This window comes from Spirillospora sp. NPDC047418 (assembly GCF_040643275.1).
Taxonomy (GTDB): domain Bacteria; phylum Actinomycetota; class Actinomycetes; order Streptosporangiales; family Streptosporangiaceae; genus Spirillospora.
In genome coordinates this window covers 11,605-35,201 of record NZ_JBEYTW010000062.1, presented here as the reverse complement: position 1 = coordinate 35,201, position 23,597 = coordinate 11,605, and the positions used below count along the sequence as shown (strand labels likewise).

General features: G+C 67.9%; 19 protein-coding genes. 12 read left to right on the top strand and 7 right to left on the bottom strand.

Annotated elements, in window-relative coordinates; genetic code table 11:
* The 5 genes from ABZ806_RS30515 (at position 1) to ABZ806_RS30495 (ending at position 3,841) form a co-directional block, all read left to right on the top strand.
* Positions 1–978 (top strand): C40 family peptidase, encoded by a 978-nt coding sequence (locus ABZ806_RS30515; protein WP_500220881.1) that lies wholly within the window; start codon positions 1–3, stop codon positions 976–978.
* Between the two features lie 14 nt (positions 979–992).
* A complete protein-coding gene (locus ABZ806_RS30510) occupies positions 993–1,925 on the top strand; it encodes a phosphoadenosine phosphosulfate reductase (protein WP_500220880.1) in 933 nt (310 codons plus the stop codon).
* A 44-nt stretch (positions 1,926–1,969) separates the two neighbouring features.
* Complete coding sequence (locus ABZ806_RS30505; protein WP_500220879.1) at positions 1,970–2,191, top strand: helix-turn-helix domain-containing protein; 222 nt, start codon at positions 1,970–1,972, stop codon at positions 2,189–2,191.
* A gap of 285 nt (positions 2,192–2,476) precedes the next feature.
* Positions 2,477–3,199, top strand: coding sequence for an acyl-CoA dehydrogenase family protein (locus ABZ806_RS30500; protein WP_500220878.1), 723 nt, complete (start codon positions 2,477–2,479; stop codon positions 3,197–3,199).
* A gap of 399 nt (positions 3,200–3,598) precedes the next feature.
* Positions 3,599–3,841, top strand: a complete 243-nt coding sequence (locus tag ABZ806_RS30495; RefSeq protein WP_500220877.1) for a hypothetical protein — start codon at positions 3,599–3,601, stop codon at positions 3,839–3,841.
* Positions 3,842–4,129: 288 nt separating this feature from the next.
* Here the strand turns inward: ABZ806_RS30495 and ABZ806_RS30490 are convergent, their stop codons facing one another.
* Positions 4,130–5,038, bottom strand: coding sequence for an AraC family transcriptional regulator (locus ABZ806_RS30490; RefSeq protein WP_500220876.1), 909 nt, complete (start codon positions 5,036–5,038; stop codon positions 4,130–4,132).
* Positions 5,039–5,452: 414 nt separating this feature from the next.
* On the opposite strand from ABZ806_RS30490, the gene ABZ806_RS30485 reads away from it, so the two are divergent.
* On the top strand, positions 5,453–6,577 hold the full coding sequence (locus ABZ806_RS30485) for a sensor histidine kinase (RefSeq protein WP_500220875.1): 1,125 nt from the start codon (positions 5,453–5,455) through the stop codon (positions 6,575–6,577).
* A gap of 89 nt (positions 6,578–6,666) precedes the next feature.
* On the opposite strand, the gene ABZ806_RS30480 is transcribed toward ABZ806_RS30485, so the two are convergent.
* The 5 genes from ABZ806_RS30480 to ABZ806_RS30460 form a co-directional block, all read right to left on the bottom strand.
* A complete protein-coding gene (locus tag ABZ806_RS30480; RefSeq protein ID WP_500220874.1) occupies positions 6,667–7,881 on the bottom strand; it encodes a fibronectin type III domain-containing protein in 1,215 nt (404 codons plus the stop codon).
* Positions 7,878–9,104, bottom strand: a complete 1,227-nt coding sequence (locus ABZ806_RS30475; protein ID WP_500220873.1) for a hypothetical protein — start codon at positions 9,102–9,104, stop codon at positions 7,878–7,880. The genes ABZ806_RS30480 and ABZ806_RS30475 overlap by 4 nt, the downstream gene beginning before the upstream one ends.
* Before the next feature lie 174 nt (positions 9,105–9,278).
* The gene (locus ABZ806_RS30470) at positions 9,279–11,123 is read right to left on the bottom strand and encodes a type IV secretory system conjugative DNA transfer family protein (RefSeq protein WP_500220872.1); all 1,845 of its coding nucleotides are present in this window, start codon (positions 11,121–11,123) and stop codon (positions 9,279–9,281) included.
* A 90-nt stretch (positions 11,124–11,213) separates the two neighbouring features.
* The gene (locus ABZ806_RS30465; RefSeq protein ID WP_500220871.1) at positions 11,214–11,786 is read right to left on the bottom strand and encodes a hypothetical protein; all 573 of its coding nucleotides are present in this window, start codon (positions 11,784–11,786) and stop codon (positions 11,214–11,216) included.
* 53 nt (positions 11,787–11,839) lie between these two features.
* On the bottom strand, positions 11,840–12,979 hold the full coding sequence (locus tag ABZ806_RS30460; RefSeq protein WP_500220870.1) for a C40 family peptidase: 1,140 nt from the start codon (positions 12,977–12,979) through the stop codon (positions 11,840–11,842).
* Positions 12,980–14,215: 1,236 nt separating this feature from the next.
* Between ABZ806_RS30460 and ABZ806_RS30455 the strand changes: the two genes are divergently transcribed.
* The 6 genes from ABZ806_RS30455 (at position 14,216) to ABZ806_RS30430 (ending at position 21,084) form a co-directional block, all read left to right on the top strand.
* Positions 14,216–14,542 carry a hypothetical protein gene (locus ABZ806_RS30455; RefSeq protein ID WP_500220869.1) on the top strand — a complete coding sequence of 109 codons (327 nt, stop codon included), beginning with the start codon at positions 14,216–14,218 and terminating at the stop codon, positions 14,540–14,542.
* Positions 14,543–14,762: 220 nt separating this feature from the next.
* Positions 14,763–15,902, top strand: a complete 1,140-nt coding sequence (locus ABZ806_RS30450; protein WP_500220868.1) for a hypothetical protein — start codon at positions 14,763–14,765, stop codon at positions 15,900–15,902.
* Positions 15,903–16,026: 124 nt separating this feature from the next.
* Positions 16,027–17,463, top strand: coding sequence for a hypothetical protein (locus tag ABZ806_RS30445; protein ID WP_500220867.1), 1,437 nt, complete (start codon positions 16,027–16,029; stop codon positions 17,461–17,463).
* 17 nt (positions 17,464–17,480) lie between these two features.
* Positions 17,481–18,962 (top strand): SCO6880 family protein, encoded by a 1,482-nt coding sequence (locus ABZ806_RS30440; RefSeq protein ID WP_500220866.1) that lies wholly within the window; start codon positions 17,481–17,483, stop codon positions 18,960–18,962.
* Positions 18,959–20,530 carry a putative type IV secretion/conjugal transfer ATPase gene (locus tag ABZ806_RS30435; protein ID WP_500220865.1) on the top strand — a complete coding sequence of 524 codons (1,572 nt, stop codon included), beginning with the start codon at positions 18,959–18,961 and terminating at the stop codon, positions 20,528–20,530. The genes ABZ806_RS30440 and ABZ806_RS30435 overlap by 4 nt, the downstream gene beginning before the upstream one ends.
* Before the next feature lie 224 nt (positions 20,531–20,754).
* Positions 20,755–21,084 (top strand): hypothetical protein, encoded by a 330-nt coding sequence (locus ABZ806_RS30430; RefSeq protein ID WP_500220864.1) that lies wholly within the window; start codon positions 20,755–20,757, stop codon positions 21,082–21,084.
* Between the two features lie 204 nt (positions 21,085–21,288).
* Here ABZ806_RS30430 and ABZ806_RS30425 read toward each other — a convergent pair whose 3' ends face one another.
* Complete coding sequence (locus ABZ806_RS30425; RefSeq protein ID WP_500220863.1) at positions 21,289–23,259, bottom strand: PAS domain-containing sensor histidine kinase; 1,971 nt, start codon at positions 23,257–23,259, stop codon at positions 21,289–21,291.
* Positions 23,260–23,597: the final 338 nt, after the last annotated feature.

Genomic DNA, 23,597 nt, shown 5'->3' with positions numbered 1-23,597 from the left:
ATGAAGGTCGCTGCCTCCGCGTGCGCCGCCGCGCTAGCCCTGCCGCTGGGCCTGGTCTTCCTGGCGGCCGGTCGTGACTCGGCCGCCGGCACCGGCTCACCCCTGGCTGGCGCGCCGACCGCCGAGGCCAGGCGCGACATCCCACCCGCCTACCTGCGCTGGTACCTCGACGCCGCCCGCACCTGCCCCGGCCTGCCCTGGAACGTCCTGGCCGCCATCGGCAAAATCGAATCCGACCACGGCCGCTCAACCGCCGCCGGTGTCCATTCGGGTGAGAACTCGGCCGGAGCCGGCGGCCCCATGCAATTCCTCGCCGTGACCTGGGCCGCCTACGGCGTGGACGGCGACCACGACGGCCGCAAAGACCGCTACAACCCCGCCGACGCCATCCCCGGCGCCGCCCGCTACCTGTGCGCCAACCACGCCGGACAAGGCGGCAAGCATCTGCGCCGCGCGATCTGGCAGTACAACCACGCCGACTGGTACGTCCGCAAAGTCCTCGCCCAGTCCGCCCGCTACGCCGCCCCCACCGCAACCGGACGCGGCGCCATCGCCGTCCGCGCCGCCCTGCGCTGGCTCGGCACCCCCTACTCCTGGGGCGGCGGCGGACACACCGGCCCCACTTACGGCACAGCCCAAGGCGCCGCCACCAAAGGCTTCGATTGCTCCGGCCTCACCCAATACGCCTGGGCCCAAGCCGGCATCCGCCTACCCCGCATCGCCGCCGACCAATACAACGCCGGCATCCACGTCTCGAGAACCCAACTCCAGCCCGGCGACCTGCTGTTCTTCGCCACCAACCCCGCGAACCCGGCCACCATCCACCACGTCGCCATCTACTACGGGCACGGCCGCATGATCCACGCACCCCACACCGGCGACGTCGTCCGCATCGCCCAATTCACCGGCAACCCCTACCGCGAACGCCAATACACCGGCGCCACCAGACCCACAAGACCGCACTCGACCGAATCCTGACCGGAGGACCGCCCTTGCCTCACCACGGGAACCTAAACCGTGACCCACACCCGCCCAGGACCGCCCGCGGCCACACTCGCCCAGTACCCAACCACGAACACTCGAAGACGACGCCACCCCAATCGAAGGAGGCGAAAACCCCGCCGCCGTGCGGGCCGCCCCGCGCCTTCAGTTACGGCGGCGGCTGGCAATCCACCACCGCCCTCGTCCTGGCCGCCCAAGGACGCATCGACTTCCAGACATTCCTGTTCGCCAACGTCGGCGACGACTCCGAACACCCCGCCACCCTGGCCTACATCCGCGACCACGCCGCCCCCTACGCCACCGCCCACGGCATCGACCTCCGCCAACTGCACCGCATCCCCCGCGACGACACCACCGAAACCCTCTACGGCGGCCTCATACGCGGAGGCTCCCGCTCCACCCCCATCCCCGTCCGCATGAGCAATGGCGCCCCCGGCGCCCGCTCCTGCACCACCGACTTCACAACCCGCGTCATCGGCCGCTGGCTCAAAGCCCACGGCGCCAGCGCCACTAACCTCGCCACCATCGCCATCAGCCTCGACGAAATCCACCGCGCCAACACCCGCCGCCACGAACCCTACGAAAACATCGTCTACCCCCTCCTGGGCCTGCGGATCCGCCGCACCGACTGCCCCCGCATCATTCGCTCTGCCGGCCTACCCGTCCCACCCAAATCCGCCTGCTGGTTCTGCCCCTTCCACCGCCTCACCTTCTGGCAAGACATGCGCCACACACAACCAGCCCTCTTCACCAAGGCCTGCCACCTCGAAACAACCATCAACCAACGCCGCAACGACCTCGGAAAAGACCCCGTCTACCTCACCCGCTACAACGCACCCCTCGCCGACGTCACCTCCAGCATCGACACCCTTCCCTTCGATGACGGTGACGGTACCTGCGACAGCGGCTGGTGCTGCACCTGACAACCGTCCGCACCAACTGGGTAATCGACCGAGACACCGGATCCATGGAGGTCAACATGCAGACACTTAAATACACGGATCTTGCAGAACTCCCAAGCGTCGTCGACATCACGACCGCTGCCCGAGCCCTCGGCCTCTCCCGTACGTACGCCTACCAACTCGCCAAGAACGGCCAGTTCCCCTGCAATGTGCTCCGTATCGGCACCTGCTACCGAGTCCCAACCGCGGCCCTCCTCGCCCTCCTGGATGCAAACCGAGTCTCCTGACCCGTCCGCAATACACCGCTGCCGGCCGCTCGTAAGGACGCTGCCGATCCGATTTACATAAACGACGATCACGGCGGTGCACGAGCGCGGGGGATCGTCACCGCCTGCGAGTACGTCGGCGCACTGGCGGGCGCCTTCTGGTCCGCCGGGCGAAGCTCAACCAAGCCCTCGGGACACCCGCCGATGAGGCCCGCAGAACTGTCGGCACGCGCCTGGTGTCGGCGCTGTCGAAGACCTCCGCGGGCGCAATGGCCGCCGATCGGCCCGGATCCAGGGAGGGAAGCGATGTCGAACCTCGACTTCAGCATGGGTGACTCCGCGGCGGCACTGCGCATTCGGCTTCGCCAAATGGTCGGCGAGCACCTCCCCGAAGGGTTCCTCGGGGCCTTCACCGACGACCCCAAGGACCTCGCGACCACGCAGGAGTTCAGCCGCACGCTCGCACGCGAGGGTCTGCTCACCCTCGCGTGGCCACGCGAGTACGGCGGTGCCGACGGGACCGTCTGGGAGCAGACGGTCGTCCGCGAGGAGATGTGGGCCCACCACCAACCCCGTGGGGCGCAGTATATGGGCCTGAATCGGGTCGGCCCGGCGATCATGGCGTACGGCACCGAGGAGCAGAAGACCAAGCACCTGCCCCCGATCGCCGCCGGGAACACGATCTGGTGCCAGGGCTTCAGCGAACCGGAAAGCGGGTCGGATCTCGCGTCCCTGCAGACGCGCGCGGTCCGGGTCGAGGGCGGCTGGGAGATCAGCGGCCAGAAGATATGGACGTCCTACGCCGGCATGGCCGACTGGTGTGTGCTCGCGGCGCGTACGGGTGAAAAGGACAGCCGCCACCGCGGCATCTCGTTGTTCCTGATCCCTATGGACAGGCCCGGCATCACCGTCCGGCCGATCCGCGCGATGCTCGGCCCGCACCACCTCAACGAGTGCTTCTTCGACTCCGTCCATGCCTCCCATGACGAAGTGCTCGGTGCCGTGAGTCGACGCTCAAGTCCCACGTGATCGTGCCCTGAGCGTCGGCCAGGGACTGGAGCCGGGTGAGGATTCGGTGCCAGATGCCGCTCCGCTGCCACGGGCGGAACAGGTCGTAGAGTCGGCCCCATGGCCCGTACTCGACGGGCACGTCCCCGCCACGGCACACCGGTCCGGACCCGGAACCGTATGCCATCGATCACTGCCGACGCGGCCAGACGGGCGGCCGTCCCACTCTCGCGCCCTTCGGCAACAACGGCTCCAGCACCGCCCACTGCTCGTCCGTGAGATCTCCCCGACCCATGAAGCACGATTATTCACAGCCCAAGATCCGTTTCCGATACACGCCCTAGCACCCTCACACCGCTTGCGACAGAGCCGGTAACTTGACACTCCCGCGCGCGGCGGGCACGTCCGACAAGGCAGCGGGTGTCAACGGCTCCGGGGGCCGGGGCGGATGCGGACCGCTTCATCAGCCGGGAGGGCGGCTTCCTCGCCATTGAGGCGTGGTTCCGTACCACCGGCAAGGGCGTGATCCTTCCGTATCAGAACGCCCAGTACGGGTACGGCGGGAACGCCCATATGTTCACGCTGGCGGGTGAACATTCAGGTTTTTTCACGGTGTGTGACGGGTTCCTGAGTGGTGTGGCGGACCGTAATGTTGATCACTGAGGGTCGTGGTGGTGTGATCATCGGGTGTCCGGCTTGGAGGAGATGTCGCGCGAGAAGTTGAGCGTTCTGGCGCGGGGTCTGCTGGCCGAGAACGCCCGGCTGAGCGAGCGGGTGGCGGTGCACGCGCTGCCCCTAGCCGCCGGTCAGCCGGATGGCTCGGCGGTCTCCGACGGCACCGGCACATGGCCTTACGGCACCCCGGCCACCTTCAACGCCCTCTCCGGGTACTGTGACGGCTACGCCACCGAGTGCCCCGGCGACGCCTGGTCCGGCCGCGTGGCACGGCTTCTACGCCGGGATGACGGACGGAGGTCGATCGTCCGCCGTGTCCCTCTCCAGCGCTCGTCGGCGGGTGTCGCGGGGGCTTTCGCCGAAGCGCCGGCGGTAGGCGGCGCTGAAGGCGCTGGCCGACGGGTGGCCCGTCGCGTTCCCGATACCGATGATCGGCACATTCCGGTGGCGCGGGTCGCGTAGCCGGTCGCGGGCGAGCCGGAGCCGCTCCTCGCGGATCAGGTCCCGCGGGGTGGTCCCGGCGTGCTGCAGAGCGAGTTGGACCTGGCGCAGGGACCAGCCGATGCCGTGCGCCACCGACGCGCCATTAAGCTCCGGGTTCGCTATGTGCCGACGCACGTAGCGGCGGATGTCGGCCTCCACTTCCGTGAAGCGCGTTGCCTCGGAGGGCCGGTCGGCGCCGTCCACCAGCATGCACAGCAGTTCGGTGACGCGGTCGCAGGCGGCGTCGAACTGTGCGGCGGTGAGCTCGTCGCGCTCGGACCGCAGGGCCTCGATCATGGCGCCCACGATCCGGCCGAGGCCTTTGGACAGGTCGAAGATGTGGCTGCTCGGGTACGGGCCGGGCACCTCGCGGGCGGGAATCGTCAGCAGGTCGCTGCGGCACCGGCCGGCCTGGACGAACCGGGACGGCTCGGCGAGCGTCACCAGGGCGCCCGTGCCGGGCCGCAGTGTCACCTCGCCGCCGTTCGTGACCAGGCCCAACTCTCCCGCGAGCGGGATCATGAGACGGTGGTCCTCGTCGGGTTCCCGGCGGACCTGCTTCGGCGTCCGCAGGTACTGCACCTCGGTCGACCAGTACGAGACGAGCTGGTAGGTGCCGCTGTACTGGCGGGTCATCCCGCCGCGGAAGTCCTCTGGAGAGGTGCAGCGGATGTCGAGAGCGGACTGGTAGGTGGTGGTCACCTCGCTCCATGCCTCGAGGCGGTTCCGGGGCGCGTAATCGTCGGTCGTAGTGGGGGTGATGGTATATCTCAAGATGACCTCCCGCGGGGGGCACGCCAACAACCACTCGTCCTGCCGTTCGCGGCACCTGTGAACGAACTGTGCACATTCACGGCATACCTCGGACGAGGATAATCGTCACCGTACTCGCCCCCGAACGGCCGGTACGCGTTCCCACTGGTGCATAAGGCGGCAACTACCCTGCGTGGCGCGGCAAGTCCTCGCCCGCCGCTCGGCTTACCTTCAGTGAATCGCATGTTCTCGGGGCATGGCTCAACTGTGTGGCGCGGCTGCGTCGGCATGCCTGGACCGAGGCCATCCCAGGGGGGTTCTGTGCGTGTTGCGGATTTCACTGCGGAGACGATGCCTGCCGAGATGGCGAAGCGCGGCCTGGTTGTCGACCCGGTCTCGGGTCAGAACGCAGGGGGGCTCGCGATTGCCGCCGTTGACTCCTCCGGTCGAGTAGTGGGGTGGAATGCCGCGATGGCGGTACTGACGGGTGTGCCGCTGGACGAAGCGGTCGGCAGACGAACACCGGAACTGTTCACCCTGGCGGACGAGGACGGGATGGCGCTGTCGCCGACGGCGGAGTTCGGCGGAGCGGCCTGGCTGGGCACCCGGGACCGGCGTGCCGTGCCGGTGGAGGTCTCCTGCGCCGGTGTCGGACCGACACCCGAGGGCACGACACTGATCGCGGTCTCGGCCGCCGAGTCGGCGGCGAGGCGGCTGAACCAGCTGTGGGAGTTGCTACTGGCCTGCCTGAACCATGAGCTGCACGGCCCGCTCACCGTGATCCACGGGCATGCCCAGCTATTGGAGGCGTCGGTCACCGACCCGGCCGCCCCCGAATCGCTGGCGGCCATCCGCGAAGCGGTCCAGACGATGCGGCACATCATCAAGGACCTGGCACTGATCACCGGGGACGGGCCGCCGCCCGACACGGCGGAGATCGACGCACGCTCGCTGCTTCGCGAGGTGATCCGGGACCTGCCGTCGCTGAAGACGCGAACGGTGGTCGAGGAATCCTCGCGGACCGTCCTGCGCGGTGATCGCCGACGCCTGCGGCAGTGCCTGCTGATCGTGTTGAGCAACGCGGACAAATACGCCCCTGAGGGGACGATCACGGTGACCCTGGACGGGGAAGGCGACTGGGGTGTGATCGCGGTCAGCGACCAAGGCCCCGGCATCCCCGAGAGTGAACGGGCCTCGGTGCTCGGGCCCTACGGCAGGTCCACGACGATCTTGGACCGGCCGGGCAAGGGACTCGGCCTGTACATCGCGAACGTCCTGATGGCCTCGATGAGCGGCCGGATCGGCCTGATGTCCGCACCCGCCGGCGGGTTGCGGGCCGAGTTGCGACTGCCGCTGGCTCCCGCACGGCATGCCTCGCGGGACAAGGGCGGGCGGACCGGTGCCGCCGACTGTCCGCGCAAGACCGGCTATCCGAGAATCCTCTACCGCACGGTTCCGGACGGCTTCGCCAACCTCACCGCATGTTGACGGCCCTACTGCCTCCTCGCCAACGACGTGACACGGGTGTGTACCGCCGCCTGTCCTGGTGGTGGACCCGCGTGCTGCTCCCGGGCGGCTCAGCCTTCGTGCTTGCCGCGGTGAGTGCAGACGGGCTGGGCATAGGCGATCCGGTCGACGTCCACGACGGCGACGACGGTCAGGCAGTACTCCACGCTCGGGTTCAGGGCGGCGACCACGACCTTGGTGGCTCCCCGCTCGGTGTTGGCCAGGGTCGAGGGCGTCTGCCCCACCGGGCCGCCGACCACGTAGTACACGGCCTTGCCGCCGTTCCGGTCCTTCCAACTGACCTCGATCGAGATCCGGCTGTCGACGATGCGCACCCCGGTCGGCTTGTACTGGTCGGCCGGCCGCACCGCCGTCGGGGTGGACGTCGGGACCTGGGACGCGGTCCCCTGCGACGACGGGGCCGAGGACGAGGGAGCGGCTGAGGCGGGCGAGGCGACGGGTGACGCGGGCGAGGGCCTGCTGGAAGTGGCCGCCTCGGGGCGAGCCTCGTCCCTCCGCGGCCCGACCGCAAGTAAGGCCGCGCCCATCAGCCCCGCGAGGAGCACGAACACCGCTGCGGCGATCAGCACGATCCTGCCGCGGCCCCGCGAGCCCGCCGCCCCCTGTCCCGGGGGCGGCCAGCCCTGCCGTCCAGACTCCGGTGGCATGGCCGCGCGGTCGCCAGATTCCGGCGGGAGGCCGGCGTAGTGGTCGGGCTCCGGCTCCGTCTCCTTCCACATCCATTCGGCGGGGTTCTCCGGCTCGAGGCTTTCCACCGGCCCGTGTCCGACGGCGAGGGCGGGGACGTCCTGGAGGTCCTCCTCCGCGTCGTCCAGCGGCCCGTACTCTGCCAGGTCGTTCAGGTCGGCGTCGGGGACGGGAGGCGGAGGCGGCTCGGACGGGGGCCGGTCCGGAGGGGCCGCCGGAGCGGCCGGCCGGGCGAGGATCGTCAGCAGTTCCGCCATGGTCAGCGGCCCCGTGCCCGAGATGACCCGCGGGTCGAATACGTCACCGTGCTCGGTGAAGACGTCGTGGACGATCACGGCGAACCCGCTCGCCGCCAGCCCGTTGGCCAGGACGGCGACGCTCGCGTCGGGGAGGTCCTCGTCGAAGTCCGGGGCGAACATGAACGTGGCCGGAGAAGCGACCCCGCTGCTCTCCGACAACTCCCGCAGTGCGGTGGCGGACGCGACGTCGAACACCGCCGGGAACCGACCGGTTGTCCGTAGCTTCCGCGCGAGGTCCGGGTGCCCCGCCACGATGACGTTGGGCGCGGTGGCCGTCACAGTTCCCTCCGTGCGCCCGCGACCTCGGCGTCCGTACGTGCGGGGATCGATCGGACGGGTTCCGGCGGGGCGGCCTCGGGCCGACCGCTTCCGGCTCCCCGCTGCACCTCGACCCGGGTGGGCGTGGCCTCCAGGACGGGAAGGCCGGCCGTGGCGGCGCGCAGGCCCGCAACGGCGACGCGGCCGACATCGCCGAGCGCGATGTCATAGGCGATGTCGCGCACGGCTTCGGCGTCGAACGACGCCTCGATCAGTCCGCCGATGGCCTCGCCGAGCACCCGCCGGTAGGACTCGAACCGGACGGAGCCGAAGACCCCCGGGTTCCATGTCAGCCCGTCGCGCAGGTGGATGAGCAGCCTGCCGGTGACCGGGTCGAGCCGGTTCAGGTCGATCTCCGCGACGACGTCGCCCTGGGCCGCGGGGGTCCCGTCGCCGGTGGCGAGGCGGACCGGCACCGGGAACGAGACGGACCCGGCTGACGGGCCCGGTGGGGCCCCCAAGTGCCCTGGCGCGGGCCGCGCGTCGAGGCGGGCGAGCCCGGTCAGCAGGCGGAAGGCCGCCAGGTCGTGGGCGCTGTTGAGGGCCAGTGCGGTGGCGCGGGTCAGCGTCTCGAGCTCACCGGGCCTGCGGGCGAGGTGGCCGCTGAAGGCGTAGGCGACGATGCGCCGCCGGACCGGGGAGCGGAGGAAGATGCGCAGGCGGACCCCCCAGGTCGGGATCTTGAACTCGGCGTCGGTGTCGGCGGCGCTGGTCCGAGCGTGCCCTCCGCCGAGGGTCCCGGCCAGCCTGCCGACGAGGTTCAGGCCGGCCCCGTCCCGCCGGTCCGTGAGCGCCAGGACGTACAGGTCGCCGTCCAGTTCGACGATCAGTTCGTCGCCGAGGACCCGCGAGAACGCGCGCGCCGCCTCGGCCAGGTCGCGCAGGGCCGCGCGGGGCATCCGGGGCCGCAGTACGGTGCTCCTGGTCACCGTCGTCGTGCCCACGGTGCCCTCGAGGTGCTCGACCTCCTGTTCGGCCTGCCACGCGGTGTAGTCGCGCAGGCTGAAGGCGACCACCTCGTCGTCCGTCCGCACGGCGCAGGTGGCCTTCAGTGCCCTCTTGGCGCTCAGCGGGTAGGGCATCCGTTCCTGGGCGTACCGGGTGGCGTCCACGAACAAGGGGACGTCGTCGCCGACCGCCCGCAGCAGGTAGAACTCTTCTTTGATCCGCGAAGTGGGAGTCACGGTGCCCTTCCGCGTCCGGCCGCCTGCCAGGTGTTCGGGCCGGCGGCGAGGTTCTGTGGTCCGGTCGACACTCCGGCCGGGCGCGGCACCGGCCGGGCCGGGCCGGTGCCGCACGTCAAGCCCACAAAGGGACCGTCCGGAGGGCGGCCTTCGCCGCAACCCCTGACACCCTCCTCACCACACGATCGATGCGTCGTCGTCCGCGCCGGCCGGCGTGCCGGTCACGGGCGCCGTGATGGCACGAGCGGCAGGCAGGCCGTCGGATGTCGGGTCGTCCGGCGGCGGAGCGTTCATCCGGCGGATCATCTCCTCGACCGCCTCCTTGCCACGGACGATGGCCTCCCGGTCCTTGCGCTTCCACCAGGGGGTCAGCCACATCTCGACAGGACGGGCGGTATTACCGACCAGGACGGCGCGGCCGAAGCGCATGGTCCGCAATTCCTCGGGTGTCAGGATCTGCTGCCCTTGGTGCTTGCCCACGAGGTCGGAGAGGTCGGAGATGTCCTTGATCGTACCGGCGCCGCCAGAGATGATCTTCATGGCGGCGTTGTCCAGCAAGGCCGCGGTGCGGTCCGCACCCCACTTCGCGCGGGCCTCCGCCAGTGACGCCAGATAGACGTGCACGCAGATGGAGTACCCGCCGGACTCGGCCATATAGGTGGGCAGGCCGCCCGAGGGGAAGACGTCGGTCACCTGGTTGAGCTCGAAGGTCAGCGGCGGATCGAGGCGGCCCGACGGGTTCTTCATCGCCGTGCCGCGCGCCGTCCGGAAGTACTGCTCGAGGATCGTGATGACGACGGGAGCGATGCCGCCCCAGTCGGGCTGCCGCTTGGCGACGAAGTAAAGGGTGTTCCGGCCCTTGAGGAACTTGACGAGGTCGAATTCCTCTCCGGGCTCCGGGGAGCAGTCGTCCAGGATGTCGGGGTGCGAGAAGGCGTGCATGACCTGGATCACGCCTGACCACAGGCGCCGGTCCCGCATGTTGAACTCCAGTTGCGCGGGATACGACGGTTCGACCCGGCCCTCGCGCTCGCCCTCGCGCAGGATCTCCAGCGCCTCCTCCCCGTTGGCCTCGAAGATCCAGTGCATCACGTCCCGGAAGTTGCGCCTGCCGATGGCGCCGGCGTGCAACAGGCACCGGATGAGGGTGATGACGCCGCCGAGCACGGCGCCGCCCTCCCGCCCGATCTCGAAACCGCTGGCCTCCACGAGCGTGCCGGACCTGACCGCGCACACGTTCGGGTTCTCGCAACCCTGCAGCGGTGACCAGCGCATGCGGTTCGGCCACCCGGTCCAGCCCCACGGGTCGAACACGTACACCTCGCCGTACTGCGCCCGGACCATGGCGGTGTTGACGAACGTTTCCCGCCGGGTGGAGGTGACGATGACGGGGCCAGGGGCGTCGATGGTGAACGGCGTGACGAAGTGCACGTCCTTGCCCTGCCGCGGCGGGGCGATGACGACCGCCATGTCCTCAAAGGACGCGTACAGCTTCCGCCGGGACCTGATGTCCCTGCCGAGATAGAAACCGATCTCCCGGAGATCCAACTTCCGGACGTTCTGGCCGAGCGTCGACGGACGGACCTCCCATGCCTTCTTCCGTACCCTCCGGACGCTCAGCAGCCTGCGGACCTCCCAGCCGGAGGCGTAGCCGAGACGGAACCGGCGGACCGACCTGCGGCGCCGGAAATTGAGGAGCAGCCGTATCAGGAAGTAGGTCCCCACCGCCCCGGCCGTGAGGAACAGGATGAGCAGCATGAAGAAGACGGGTCCGGAGCCCAGGGCCGCTGCGGCGGCGGGCGGCCATGCCCCGCGCGGGTCGCCCGGATGGGTCACGAGCCTGAAGGCGACGCCGATGCAGTCGGTGGGGTCGGAGGCCGGCCATCCACCGCCCGCGATGACACCGGACACCTGACCCGCCAGCCAGGTCAGGAAACTGCCCGCTCCACCCAGCAGCGCGACCAGCAGAGCGATGCCGAAGAAGAGCACGAACACGTCATCGTCGTCATTGCCGGCCACAGAACCTCCTCGATCGTCGGGTCCGGATGTGTCTCTCGGCGAGCCACTGCGAGCTCCGGTGCCGCCGAGCGCCGATCAGTCTTGCCTTGGTCATGCCGTGGTGACCTCCGATACCTGCCATCCGCCGTCGTCGCCGCGCCTGAGGGTGACGAAGGCGGTCGCGTGCACGGGTGATCCGGTCCAGCCGTCCCGGCCAGTGGGAGTGGCGGTGATGCTCCATTGACGATGGGCGGTGGCGGAGGTGTCGGCGCCGACCCCGTCCTCTGGGGCCTGCTGCGTCAGACGAACCCGGGAGTAGGCGCGATGGTCAAGCCAGAGGGCGGGCAGCGCGCCGGAGGTCTCGGCGCTCACTCCCTTGGCGTACTCCGGAGACAGGTACGGCTTGGCTCGCAGGTAGGCGTCGAGCTGGCTGCTGTCGACCGCGGCATCGACCGTCCACATCACCTTGATGGCAGCCCGCGAGACCGCGGTCGCGTCACCGCGGTCGATGGCGTCCGGGTCGGGAAGGCCACCGTGCGGAGTGGCGGTGGGTGCAGGTGTGGGTGAGCGCGCCGGTGTAACCAGGGCAGAGCGGATGGGCGTCGGGGCTGCTTCGGTGTCGTCTCCCATTAACCGGAGCGGGAGGATGTATGCCAAAGCGAGCAATATCGCCACCACGGCCATGCAGCCGAGCCCTGCCCGCGGCCCGGACGCTCGTTCCCGGTGAAGCATCCCCATCAGGCCTTCACCGTCATCGTGAACCGCATGCCACCGCTGAATTCCTTCCAGCCGATGGCCTCCACCCTGACGACGGCGCCCGTATGCGGCGCGTTGACCATCTTCCCTCCGCCGACGTAAATTCCGACATGATGCGCACCCTTCGCGCCGGCCGCGGTGAAGAAGACCAGATCACCGGGTTGGAGTTCCGAGCGGCTCACCCGCTTGCCGCGGGGATCTCTCTGCTGGTCCGCGGCAACGCGCGGAAGTTTGATCTGGCCGTCGCTGGCGTGGTAGACCGCGTACCTGACCAGGGACGAGCAGTCGAAACCTCCCTTGTAGGGGCCGTTGAGGTCTCCGCCTCCGTACACGTATCGTGTTCCAAGCCATTTCTCGGCATCCTCGATGATGCGTTTGCCGAACTCCGACGCGGTGCTGTCAGACGTCCCGCATGAAAACCCGGCATAATTCGGGTCATCGAGAGAAAAGTTGTCGCCGCCATATTTATTGGCCCAGGAAAGGACCAAATCAACATAGTCCCAGGAATGGTTGTAGGCGTAGATCGCCTTCCTAGTGTCTCCAGGCGCGCCACTGTGGTGCAGGTAGTTGGCGGCGGTGAAGATCGCATCCGCCGGGTTGTAGCGGTCCGTCTTGCCGTCAGGTTTGCCGTCGGGTGCGCCGTCAGGTCCGAAAGTAGGGCCGTCGATCGCGAAGCCGTTCCAGGTACCTTGCAGGAACTGCATCGGTCCACCCGCTCCGGCATAGTTCTCCCCTGATGCCACCCCCGGGAGCTTGGAACGGCCGTGATCGGTCTCGACCTTTCCGATCCCGGCGAGTATGTACCATGGAATCCCGCCGAACCTCTTGTCCGAGGCTGCGGCCTTGTAAAGCTTGAGGTAGTTCGAGGGAATGCTGTTCGCGCTGCTCTTGGGCGCCAGGGCGGCGTTCCGCACGCTGCCGGCATCGAGCGGTTTCGCGCCAGGGCGCGTGGTGTAGGCGGCGGGCAGCACGTCCGGACCGCTCGTGCTGGGGTTCGGCTCCGGCGCGTTGCTGAGTTGCTTGGGTCCCGGCGCGTTCCCGGGCGCGCATGCGTTCACAATGTCGGCAAGGGGACCCACATGGTTGACCACGAGTGCGGCCATGAACATGAGCGCCAGCATGAGGGCCACCCCCGAGCAGCCCAGTCCCGCTACGAGCCGGAGCAACAAAGAATTTCTCATCGCAAACTGTTCGTGAAACCATCCATGATGTGGCACCTCATGATCCTCGGTGACACCATCGCCGCTCTTCCCCCGCGCCGGTGAACCACGGAGCCGGCGCCGCCGATCTGCTCTTCCGGCATCTCCCACCTCCCCGTGACGCGCCGATCAAGACAGTGCGGTCGTTGGACGAATGCGCAAGGTGCCTTCGCCCGCCTCGCGCCCGGACGCCCGGAGCGAAGCCATACGGTGATCGAATCGTCACGCACCGCGGAACTGGGCGTCCAGAGGCATCGCGAGCTTGACGGTGGCGACTGACTGCGGACGGTCGAGGCCGTGCACCAAGGGCCGTTGTGAGTAGACGCGGAGGAGGACATATGGATGCCGTGGCCAGGACTCGGCCTCTCTCCGCCTGCCGTCGCGAGTCGACGCGTTCACGCTGGGGCTCTCGTCACCAACGGTGCGAGCGCGGGACGTTAGCGCTCAGGCACGCACGGGCACTCCTGGCCGCGCAGCCATGCGGCCGGGCTTCCGGCCGTCCACGCCGCCGCGGGCCGTCGGGCCGCGGGCGTGCTTCCGAGCACGCGGTTGTTCGGGCTGGCGGTCGTCACCGACGTCTCGTGACTCGCCCGAAACCGCTGTGCGACGTCGTGCGGCTGATCGCCGGCGACGTCTCCGGCTCTGGCAGCTTCTGATGTGGGAGACCCCGGTCTTCGGCACTGCCGGACAGGGCGGAAGCACCCTGGTCAACACACGCATGATCCGTGAGGTGGGCGACTTGATCACGGGGTGAAGGATCGGTCCGACCGGCGGAACGCGCCGGTGTCGGCCCCTGTGGTGAGGCCTCCCGTCGGCGCGTACACGGCCGTCTCCGCGATCCCGGGCAGTGCCCGTCGCGAGGACGGTCCGCGTCGGCCTCAAATTTTCCGCGGGAGACTGTGCCGCCGTGGTTGCCGATCACCCCAGGTTCCGGACCGTCCTGAACATAGAACAGAACGGTGCTCGGGAGGTGTTCCTCCCCCTGGATCGAAGTTGACAGCGCGGACCCATCGGCGGAGGCGGCCATCGATCACGCAGGCGGCGGTCGCACCCCGGTCACGCTGGCTTGCTCTGCGCCTCGGCGACCCCTATCACGGGGTGCATCGCCGCTCTCCCGGCGCAGGGCCGGCCAGATCTCGATCGCCTTCGGAGGACGCAATGCTCGAAGCGATGATCACGTGGATTGCGGATATGGCGCACCACGCGGCTCATTTGATTACGCCGGTGACGGAGCCACCGCACATCCCGAACCCCGGCCAGGGCGAAAAACCGCCCTTCGCGGATCAGTTCCTGCTGATATTCAGGTACGGGGTGTACTTCGCCTCCGGTTGCGGGGTGGCAGGTTACATAATCGTCGGCGTCCGGATGACGCTCCAGCACAGGAGGGGCGAGGGAGGGGGGCACATGGCAAGCGTCATCATCGTAACGGGCGGCTGCATCTTCATCGTCTTTTCATACAAGATCGTCACCACTGTCACGAGTTGATGAGGCTCCGGACAAGCCTCTCCGAAAGGGGAAACGCGCTGGCTGGAGCGAATGTCGGCGCCTCGGCGCGATCGTCTCCCCGCCTGCACCCGCTTCGGAGGCACCCCACGGGAATAGGGGGCCACTATCGCGAAGCCCCGCCCGCGGCGGCGCGGACTCGGAGTTGGCCGTCGCCTGCGCAGCTCTTCTGGCCGACTCGTTCTGAGATCGGAGGTCCACCGTGCACAATACGCAGATTACCGGCAAGAAGGGGCCGCGCGGAGTACTCGATGACCTTCGCTTGTACACGAATTTGCTGTTGGCGGCGTTCGGTCTCGGCGTGATCGGGTTTCTGGGGCTTCCCGCCGCTGACGCAGCCGGCCATCCACCGGCCGGGAACGATCTGGTGGCGACTTCGCGGACGGCCGGTCAGGCCGCCGGTGGAGCGATGGGGTTTACGGCCGATAACGGCTCGGCGGCTCGGGCGCCGGACAGTGTGACCGTCGTCGATGTTGTCTTTGCATTCCCCCCCTGCTGGGGGGACGATTACTGGTGCAGGACACCATCTTTCGTTACCCGTGACTCGCACGCCGGTGGCGTGCTTCACTGGGACCCAGAAGGGGGACGGATCATGATCTGCGACATAGAAAAGGACGACTACGCCGTCGACGGCAAGATATTCGCTGGATCGATCGGAGTGACCTATGTGTACGTGAGCAAGGTTGGTAACTGCAATGTAGGGGCAATTCCAAATTACGATAAGAATAAGACGTACAAGTTCAAGGTGTGCCTGATTGCGGAGCACGGGGAGGGGTTTTGTAATAACAGCACTTCTGCAAAATTTCCTCAAGTCTATTGTGAGCAGAAGTCCGGAAAGGATAGCCCCGACTGCGGGGCTCCCGAGGGTAATGCCTGCAAGCAGCTGCTGGAACCCTTCCAAGAGGAGTGCTCCAAGGACGACGAAGATTTGCCCGCGGTGGAGCCGTGCGTCGGACTGACCGCGGCGGTCACAAAACAGTGCTTTGCCGACACGAAGGATCAAGTCGAAAGGGGAGGAGCATGGCAACCTGGGATCGGACCGCCCGCAGGCGATATGCATTCACCATCAATTCATGACAGGGTTTTCCTGTCGCATGATAACGCGTCCGAAGCGGCTGGACCCGCCGAGCCGATCAATCTGTTCGCCGTTTGGTTGAGGTGGACTGTTCTGGGCGGGTGCGAGGTAGCCGTCGTGGTCGTCGGTGCCAATGCTGCGATCAAGCACAAGAGGAGCGAAGCGGGCGCGCATGCCACTGGGCTGACCTGGGTGGTGATCGCGACCGTCGTCGCGGGTTCCGGACTGGTCTTCGGTTTGATCTCTATTGTGGCCACCCCACTCTAGACTCTACTGCGGATGTTCGGCGACCCCCATGCGTGAGCGGAATGCGGTAATCCGGTGACCTCGCTCAGCGCCTTCTGAGGGTATTTGTCCCTAAGTCGATCGGCTCCTCACCTGGAGGTTCGCAATGCTTGTGCTGGCTGCTCCTGTCGATGACTTTATGGATGCTCTCACCGGCTGGTTTTACAAGTGGGTGATCAGCAGTGCGCTCTCCAGTCTCCAAACCAACCTGACCTGGTGGATGAGCGACAGCGATTATAGCTTGAACCTTGCCGGAGACAGCGAGACCGGCATGCTCAATCTCCTGCGCGAGCACACCAACTTTCTCACCTACATAGGCGCATTCGCGGGCTTCCTTGTTGCGGCATTCCGGGTCGCCATCCAGCGCAGGGGAGGTCCCTTCCGTGAAGCGCTCTCGCAATTTGTCGAGTTGGTCATCATCGTTTTCACCCTGGCCACGGCCGTGAATCTGGCGAGCATTGCGGGCGATCGGTACTCTGCGTGGATCCTGAAGTCCGTGGCACCGGAGAGCGGGGACTGGACCGCGGCGTGGACCTCTGGTCTCAATTTTTATAAAGGTGCCGGCTTGTCGCTACTGGTCGTGGTATTCGCGGCTGCGGCACTGGTCTCTAATTTGGTCCAATACACTCTAATGCTCTTTCGGAGCGGTATTCTTATTATTTTGGTCGGTATACTTCCAGTATTGGCCGCTTCGAGGTTCACCTCATATGGAAATCGCGCTTATAAGCGATCTCTCGGCTGGCTGGCATCATGGATACTATTCAAGCCGACCGCGGCAACGATCTATACCGCAGCAGAAGGCTTGATGCAATCCAATAGTCAGGCCGATCGGCTTTTCGGCCTTGCTCTCGTGGGCGGTGCGATTTTTACGCTCCCGGCGACACTCCGGGCCGTCATGCCCGCGATTACGGAAGATAACAGCTTCTTCAGCCCGCGCCAGGTCGGTCACTTCATGTTCGGTGGCGGTGCACTGAACGCCGTTAAGGGGGAGAACCTCTTGACGGGTTCCTGGGCAGGGGTGAAGCGCGTGAGGGGGAACGTCCACGAAGCGCGGGGGCTGATGAACAGCCTGTTCGGTCCCGGGGGCGGTAACACCGCAACAGGAAATGATCGTGGGACTCCAGGGGCTGGTACTCCCGGGCCCGGCGGCTCCCCCGGGACCGGTGGTTCGGGGCCGGATGGCGGCCCTAAAGCCGGTGGCACTTCTGGGGCTAATGCTGCTCCCGGTACTTCTGCGGGCGGTGGTCCTGGCAAGGCAGTGGGTACCTCCGCAGGCGGCGAGCCTCGGAGCTCGGGCCGCCCGCGGCGGGTGGTGCGCTTCAGCAGTCCCGGAGGCGCGGCAGTTTGGGGAGGACATCGGGACGCCGCGGACGGAGCCCGTGGTCCGGTCGATGGTTGGGAGGCGGAAGATTTCCAGGCTGCCGTAGATGCCAATCAAATGCGCATCACACCCTCTCGCGAGTCGTCCGGCCCGAGCGGGAATGCCGGAACTGTTCGCGATCGCGACGAAAATGCCGGTCCCACCGGCAACCCGGGAACATAGGATTGAGGTGAGCCAACGTGTCTTCCGACTATCGTGAACCCACGTACGGGAACTGGCGCAGACCCGTCTCGCCGGGGATCGGGCGACTGGGACTGGTCGGCACGCTGACCCTCATGACAGGGCTGATCATCGTCACCCTGATCGCGATGGTGATGCCACTGGCCGGCCTGATCGGTGCCGCGGTGCTCGGACTGGTCATGCTTCCGCTGGTCATCCAGGATCAACACGGCAGGACCGCGCTCCAGTCGCTCACGGCGCGGTCGAACTGGTGGTGGGGCCGTACCCAGGGATGGAATCTCTACCGCTCGGGACCTCTGGGCGTCGTCTCGCACGGCTCGTGCCGACTCCCGGGCCTGCTCGCAGCCTCCCGGCTGGTGGAGGGCCGCGACTCCTACGGGCGCCCGTTCGCCGTGGTGGTGGTCCCGTCGACCAGCCACTACACCGTGGTGTTCGAGTGCAACGCCGACGGGGCGGCGTTGGTAGATCAGGAGCAGATCGACGCATGGGTCGCTCACTGGGGGCATTGGCTCGCCGCGCTCGGCTACGAGCCCGGCCTGGTCGCCGCGAGCGTCACGATCGAGACCATCCCCGACCTCGGCCACCGTCTCCGGCAGGAGGTGTACGCCAACATCGACCCGAACGCTCCGGAGCTGGCTCGGGCGGCTCTAGACGAGATCGTGTGGAATTACCCGGTGGGAAGCGCCCGTGTCTCCACGCGCGTCTCGGTCACCTATGCGTCGATGCCGCATCTCGGCGGGAAGCGTCGTGACCAGGACGCGATGGTGCGGCAGATCGGGATGCGCATTCCCGGGCTGATCTCCGGGCTGGAGATGACTGGTGCCGGATCCGCTCGTCCGATGACCGCCCACGAACTCGCCGGAGCCGTGCGGATCGCCTATGACCCGGGCGGACAGTCGGGGATGGAGGCCGCTGGGAGCGAGTCGGCGCGCTGGGAGGACGCCGGGCCCGTGGCGGCTCAGGAATCATGGGACCACTACGTCCACGACAGCGGTTATTCCATCACCTGGGGCATGTCAGAGGCACCTCGCGGTGAGGTGCTGTCCAGCGTCATGAACAGTCTGGTGTCACCGCACCCCGACATCGCCCGCAAGCGCGTCACTTTCCTCTACCGGCCGCACGACCCCGCCTCCGCGGCTCGGATTGTTGAGCGGGACCGCAAGGACTCGCGGTTCCGTCTCGACGGGGCCGCGAGCGCCGCCCGCAACGAGATCGACGTCATCAAGAGCGACCAGTCGGCCATCGAGGAGGCTCGGGGTGCCGGAGTGACCCGGTTCACCATTCTCGTCACCGCCACCGTCCACTCGGCCGAGGAACTCCCTGTCGCGGCGGCGGCCGTCGACACGCTCTCGGCGCCCGCGCGAGTGCGGTTGCGGCGGATGTACGGTTCGCAGGCGTCGGCGTTCGCGGCCGCCCTTCCCGTGGGGATCGTGCTTCCCGACCATCTTCAGGTTCCTGCTGTGGTGAGGGAGGCGATGTGAGCGGTCCAGAGGAGTCGGTCCGGGACGGTGGGCCGCCCGTCGGAGCGGGCGGCAGGAAAGGCAAGAAGAACGGGAAGAAGAGCAAGAACAAGAAGACCGACAAAGTCGTACGCCTACCTGGTTACAGGGGTTTCGCCCGCCGGGGCGGAGGCCGGGTCTCCTACGTGGAGGCGCCTCCGGAGTGGCGCGGCACCACGGTCCAGGTGTGCGGGCTGTGGCCGTTCGCGGCCGGTACGGGAACTCCCATGGTCGGTGTGCCGATCGGCCGAGAACTGATCAGCGGCGCCTCGCTGTGCTGCGACCCGATCTCGTGGTTCCAGCGCGCCAACCTGATCCACAACCCGTCGGCCCTGGTACTCGGCAAGCCTGGGCTGGGCAAGTCGACCCTGATCCGCCGGATGCTGCTGGGCCTCGCCGGCCAGGGGGTGTTCCCCATGGTGCTCGGCGACCTGAAACCCGACTACGTCGACCTGGTCCGGGCGATGGGCGGGCAGATCATCAAGCTCGGTCGCGGGCTGGGGTCGCTGAACGTGCTCGATCCCGGTGCGACGCTCGCCGCGGCCCCCAAGCTCTCCGAGCAGGCGAGGACCAAGCTGATCGCGGACGCCCACGGCCGCCGGCTGAACATCGTCGCCGCACTGCTCACGCTGGTGCGTGGAGGGCCGATCGCCGACACCGAGCGGACCGTCCTCAACGCCGCCCTGCGGGTGCTGGACGAGCGCCACCACGGCGTTCCCATCCTGCCCGACCTCATCAAGGTGATCGACGAAGGGCCGGAACGGCTGCGTGCCGTGACTCTGGCGCGCGGTGACGAGGCGCGGTACCGCACGACTGTCGACCCGTTGCACGCGTCGCTGCTCGGCGTGCTGGACGGGCCGATGGGCGAGACGTTCTCGCGGCACACCACCACCGGGATCGAGCTGGACAATCCGGGCGGCGTTTGCATCGACATCAGCGGGATCGACGATTCCGACGCCGAACTCCAGGCGGCCGTCCTGCTGGCGTGCTGGTCGGACGGGTTCGGCTCGATCGAGGTCGCGCACGCGCTCGCCGACGAGGGCCTGGCGCCCCAGCGGCACTTCTTCGTCGTCCTCGACGAACTGTGGCGGGTGCTGCGGTCCGGACGCGGCCTGGTGGACCGGGTCGACGCCCTCACCCGCCTCAACCGGCAGCGCGGCGCGGGCCAGGTGATGATCACGCACACGATGGCCGATCTGCTGGCGCTGGCGGACGAGTCCGACCGGATGAAGGCCAGGGGCTTCGCCGAACGCGCGGGCATGGTGATATGCGGCGGGCTGCCGCAGGCCGAAATGCCCATGGTGAACGAAGTGGTGCGCCTGTCCTCCGTTGAGGAGCGCATGATCGTCGACTGGTCGACGCCGCCTTCCTGGAGTTCCGACTTGAGGGAGGACAGCGAGCCGCCGGGGCGCGGCAGGTTCCTGGTCAAGGTCGGCGGTCGGCCCGGCATCCCGTTCAGGGTGGAACTGACCTCCGTCGAGAGGGACGTCAACGACACCAACAAGCGCTGGACCAACTCGACCACGAGGCCTCCCGCCAGGACCAGTTGACCGCCGCGGGCGCGGCCGCATCCGCTCTGCGGTTCGCCGAGCCCGGTCGAGCTCGTCCCGTGTGCCGGAAGCGAACGTTGCGGCAGACCGCCATGTCCGGACGGTACCGGTACGAAGCACTGGGAAAAGGAAGGCGAAGAGCCCGGCTCGACGATGGGAAACTCGCCTTCCATGTCGATCTTCGGCCGACTTCATGGCATGGGGAGGCACCTACCAAAATGAGTATGGTCACCGGTGACCGGTCGGGGGAGGAAAATGACAGGCCGGAGAAAAAAGTCTCTGAGCTTCTGGAGCAGTTGGCGACGGAATTGAACTCCCGGCAATTGTTGCGGGCCCGATTGGAGCGCACGGCCGGCGGTGCATGGGTCAGGGTTGTCAACCCGAAGACCGGATGGTTCAGCGAGCGGGTGACGTGCTACCCGGATCCGCTGGCCGAGGACGCCCTCTTCTTCTGGTGGGAGTGGGGTTCGAAGATCGGCCGGGTGGACGATCTGCCCGGTTGCGCCACGGTGATCGCTCGCGTGCTGGACCCGGAGCCGGAGGTAGGCGATTGATCGGTGGTGGGCGACTGATCTGCGGTGGCAGAAGCGAGCCGGTTCCGGACGGTAGGAGATGAGGCCGCTGTCCGGCGCGGAACCGGTCACCTCCGGCGGTCTCGCCTGAAGAACCCGCTCCCTCGGCCGCCAACGGCGCCGGTCGAGGGAGCGGGTTCCCTCAGCTGACGTGGGACGACGCTCACCTTCCCGGCGCAGCCTGTCTCAGTCCGCGGAGTCGGTCCGCGGTTCATCGTCCTGACCCAGATCGGCCGGCGCGAGGGGGAGCCGGAGCTCGACCTTGAGCCCGCCCGACGGTGCCGTGCCCAGGTCGATCCGCCCGCACATCGAGGTCATGAGGAGGTCGGCGATGTGGAGGCCGAGCCCCGAGCCCGGAAGGTCCTGCGTGGAGGCCGACCGGTAGTAGGGCCTGAGTACGGAGAGTAGTTCCCCGGCGGGAATGCCGGGTCCCTCGTCGCAGATCGTGAGCACGCCGTGGTCCGCCTCCTGGCGCGTCTCCGCTGTCATCTTGCCCTCCGGGGCATACTTCTCCGCGTTGCGGAGGACGAGCACCAGGCACTGCCGCAGCCGGACGGGATCGCCGCGCACGATGATCCGCGATGGCGTAGCGACCACCGTGCGCGAAGCCACGGACGGTGCGCTCAGCAGCGCCCGGTGCAGCAGGTTCGAGATCTCGATGTCCTCCTCGGCCGCGGCAGGCCAGGCGGTGGGGTCGCCGTCGATGACGAGCATCAGGTCGGCGACGACGTGCTGCATCACCTCCACCGAGTCGAGAATCGCGCTGATCGACATGGTGTCCTCCTGGCTCGTGACGGCGGTCTCGAGTAGCTGGGCGTGCCCGCGGATCGTGGTGAGCGGGCCGTACAGCTCGTGATGCACCGAGACCAGCAGCAGGCGCCGCATACGGTCCAGCCGCTGCCTCGCCGACTTGTCCACGAACACGGCCGTGAGCAGCTGGGAGCCTCCAGGGCCGGAAGCGGCCGAGCATGAGACCTCCACCCACAGCAGACGCCCGTTCCGGGTGGTCAGCCTGGGCGTGCCGGTCAGCCCGTCGGCGAGTTCGACCGGGGAGCCGTCGGCGTAGGCGAGGGTGAAGAGTTCCTCGCTGCGGCGGCTGATCGCCTCGTCCGCCGGGATGCCCGTCAGCGCGGCCATCGCGGAGTTCCACACCTCGACCCGCCCCGACGCGTCGAGCACCAGGATCGCGACGTCCGAATGGTCGATGGCCGCGCTGAGCCGTGTGCGACCGACCTCGAGCTCGTGGGCCGCCCAGGTGTTGGCCCAGTAGGCGCCGAGCGCCCCGGTCGTCCCCCTGATCGCTCCTCCCAGGAGCCCGGACAGCGTCCAGGAACTCAGGTACAGGCCGGTGATCCGTGTCCATCCCATCAGCAGGTAGCCGGCGACGCGCCCGCCGGGGGCCTCCAGCGGGAAGTGCACGCCGGCGCGCCAGCCGCCGGGCAGGGCGTCCCGGTCGACGAGGTGCGGATGCGGTCGCGATGCGAGCCGTTCGAGCCAGTCCAACTCCTCCGGCCGCCGGCGGTGGCGGGTGATGCCCTCGGCGCAGGCTTTGATCCATATATCGCCCGTCGGAAGGGACGTGTGCAGCCAGAGCACATCGGATCTCGTGATCTTGTACAGATCGCCGACGAAGGGGGCGAGGTCCGCCGGCTCCGCATTCCGGTGGGCCATGACGTAGGGCAATTGCAGCAGTCGCTCCGCCGTGCTGAGCGCCGTCTCCCGGGTTCTCAGGACAAGGGTGTCGAAATAGTGGACGGCGGCCGGGAGAACGGCGAGGAACGCCCACATGACGTCCCCGGTCCGCGCGGCCTTGAGGACGAGGAAGGCGAAACCGGCGGCGCAGGCCGCCTCCACCAGGTCCTTCGCGCTCAGCGGAGCGTGCGCGGACCGGCTCATGATCGCGACGATCAGCAGTGCGGCCGCCAAGAGGAGGGCAACCTGCGCCGCGCTCGGCGCCCGGCTGGGCAGCCCCGCGGGGCGGGCTGTCACAAGGCCGGTGACGGCCAGGGTGAGCAGGGTCTCGATCGCGTCCAGCGCGATCCTCCACCGCCTCCCGCGCAGCAGCACGGCCTCGCCGAGCAGGACGACCGCAGCGCCCGCCGGTGCGACGAGCCAGTACGGGACGAGGCAGTAGGCCAGGGGGGCGGCGAAGGCCACCAGGGACGTGGTCGCCGAGGGCGGCCGTGAGGAACAGACGGCGGTTCGGTCAGAGACGGGCTGCGAGAGCCTCATGCCGCCCCTGCGCCGGGAAACGCGTCCCGTGCTCTCCGGCGGCGATTGAAGCGTCTTGACATGGTGGCTGAGTTGGGCATGGCATCCAGGAACGTTGCGGGCCGTCTTCGATGCGGAGACCTTCGATGCGGGGACCGAGTCGAGGTCGGGCGAGGCCTTCTGACGCGTCGCCACAGACGATCGTCCGCACACTGCCCGGCGCTGCAACGGATCGGTCCCGTCTGATGGCTAGTCGTCTCACTCTGCGGGACCACGGCGATTTC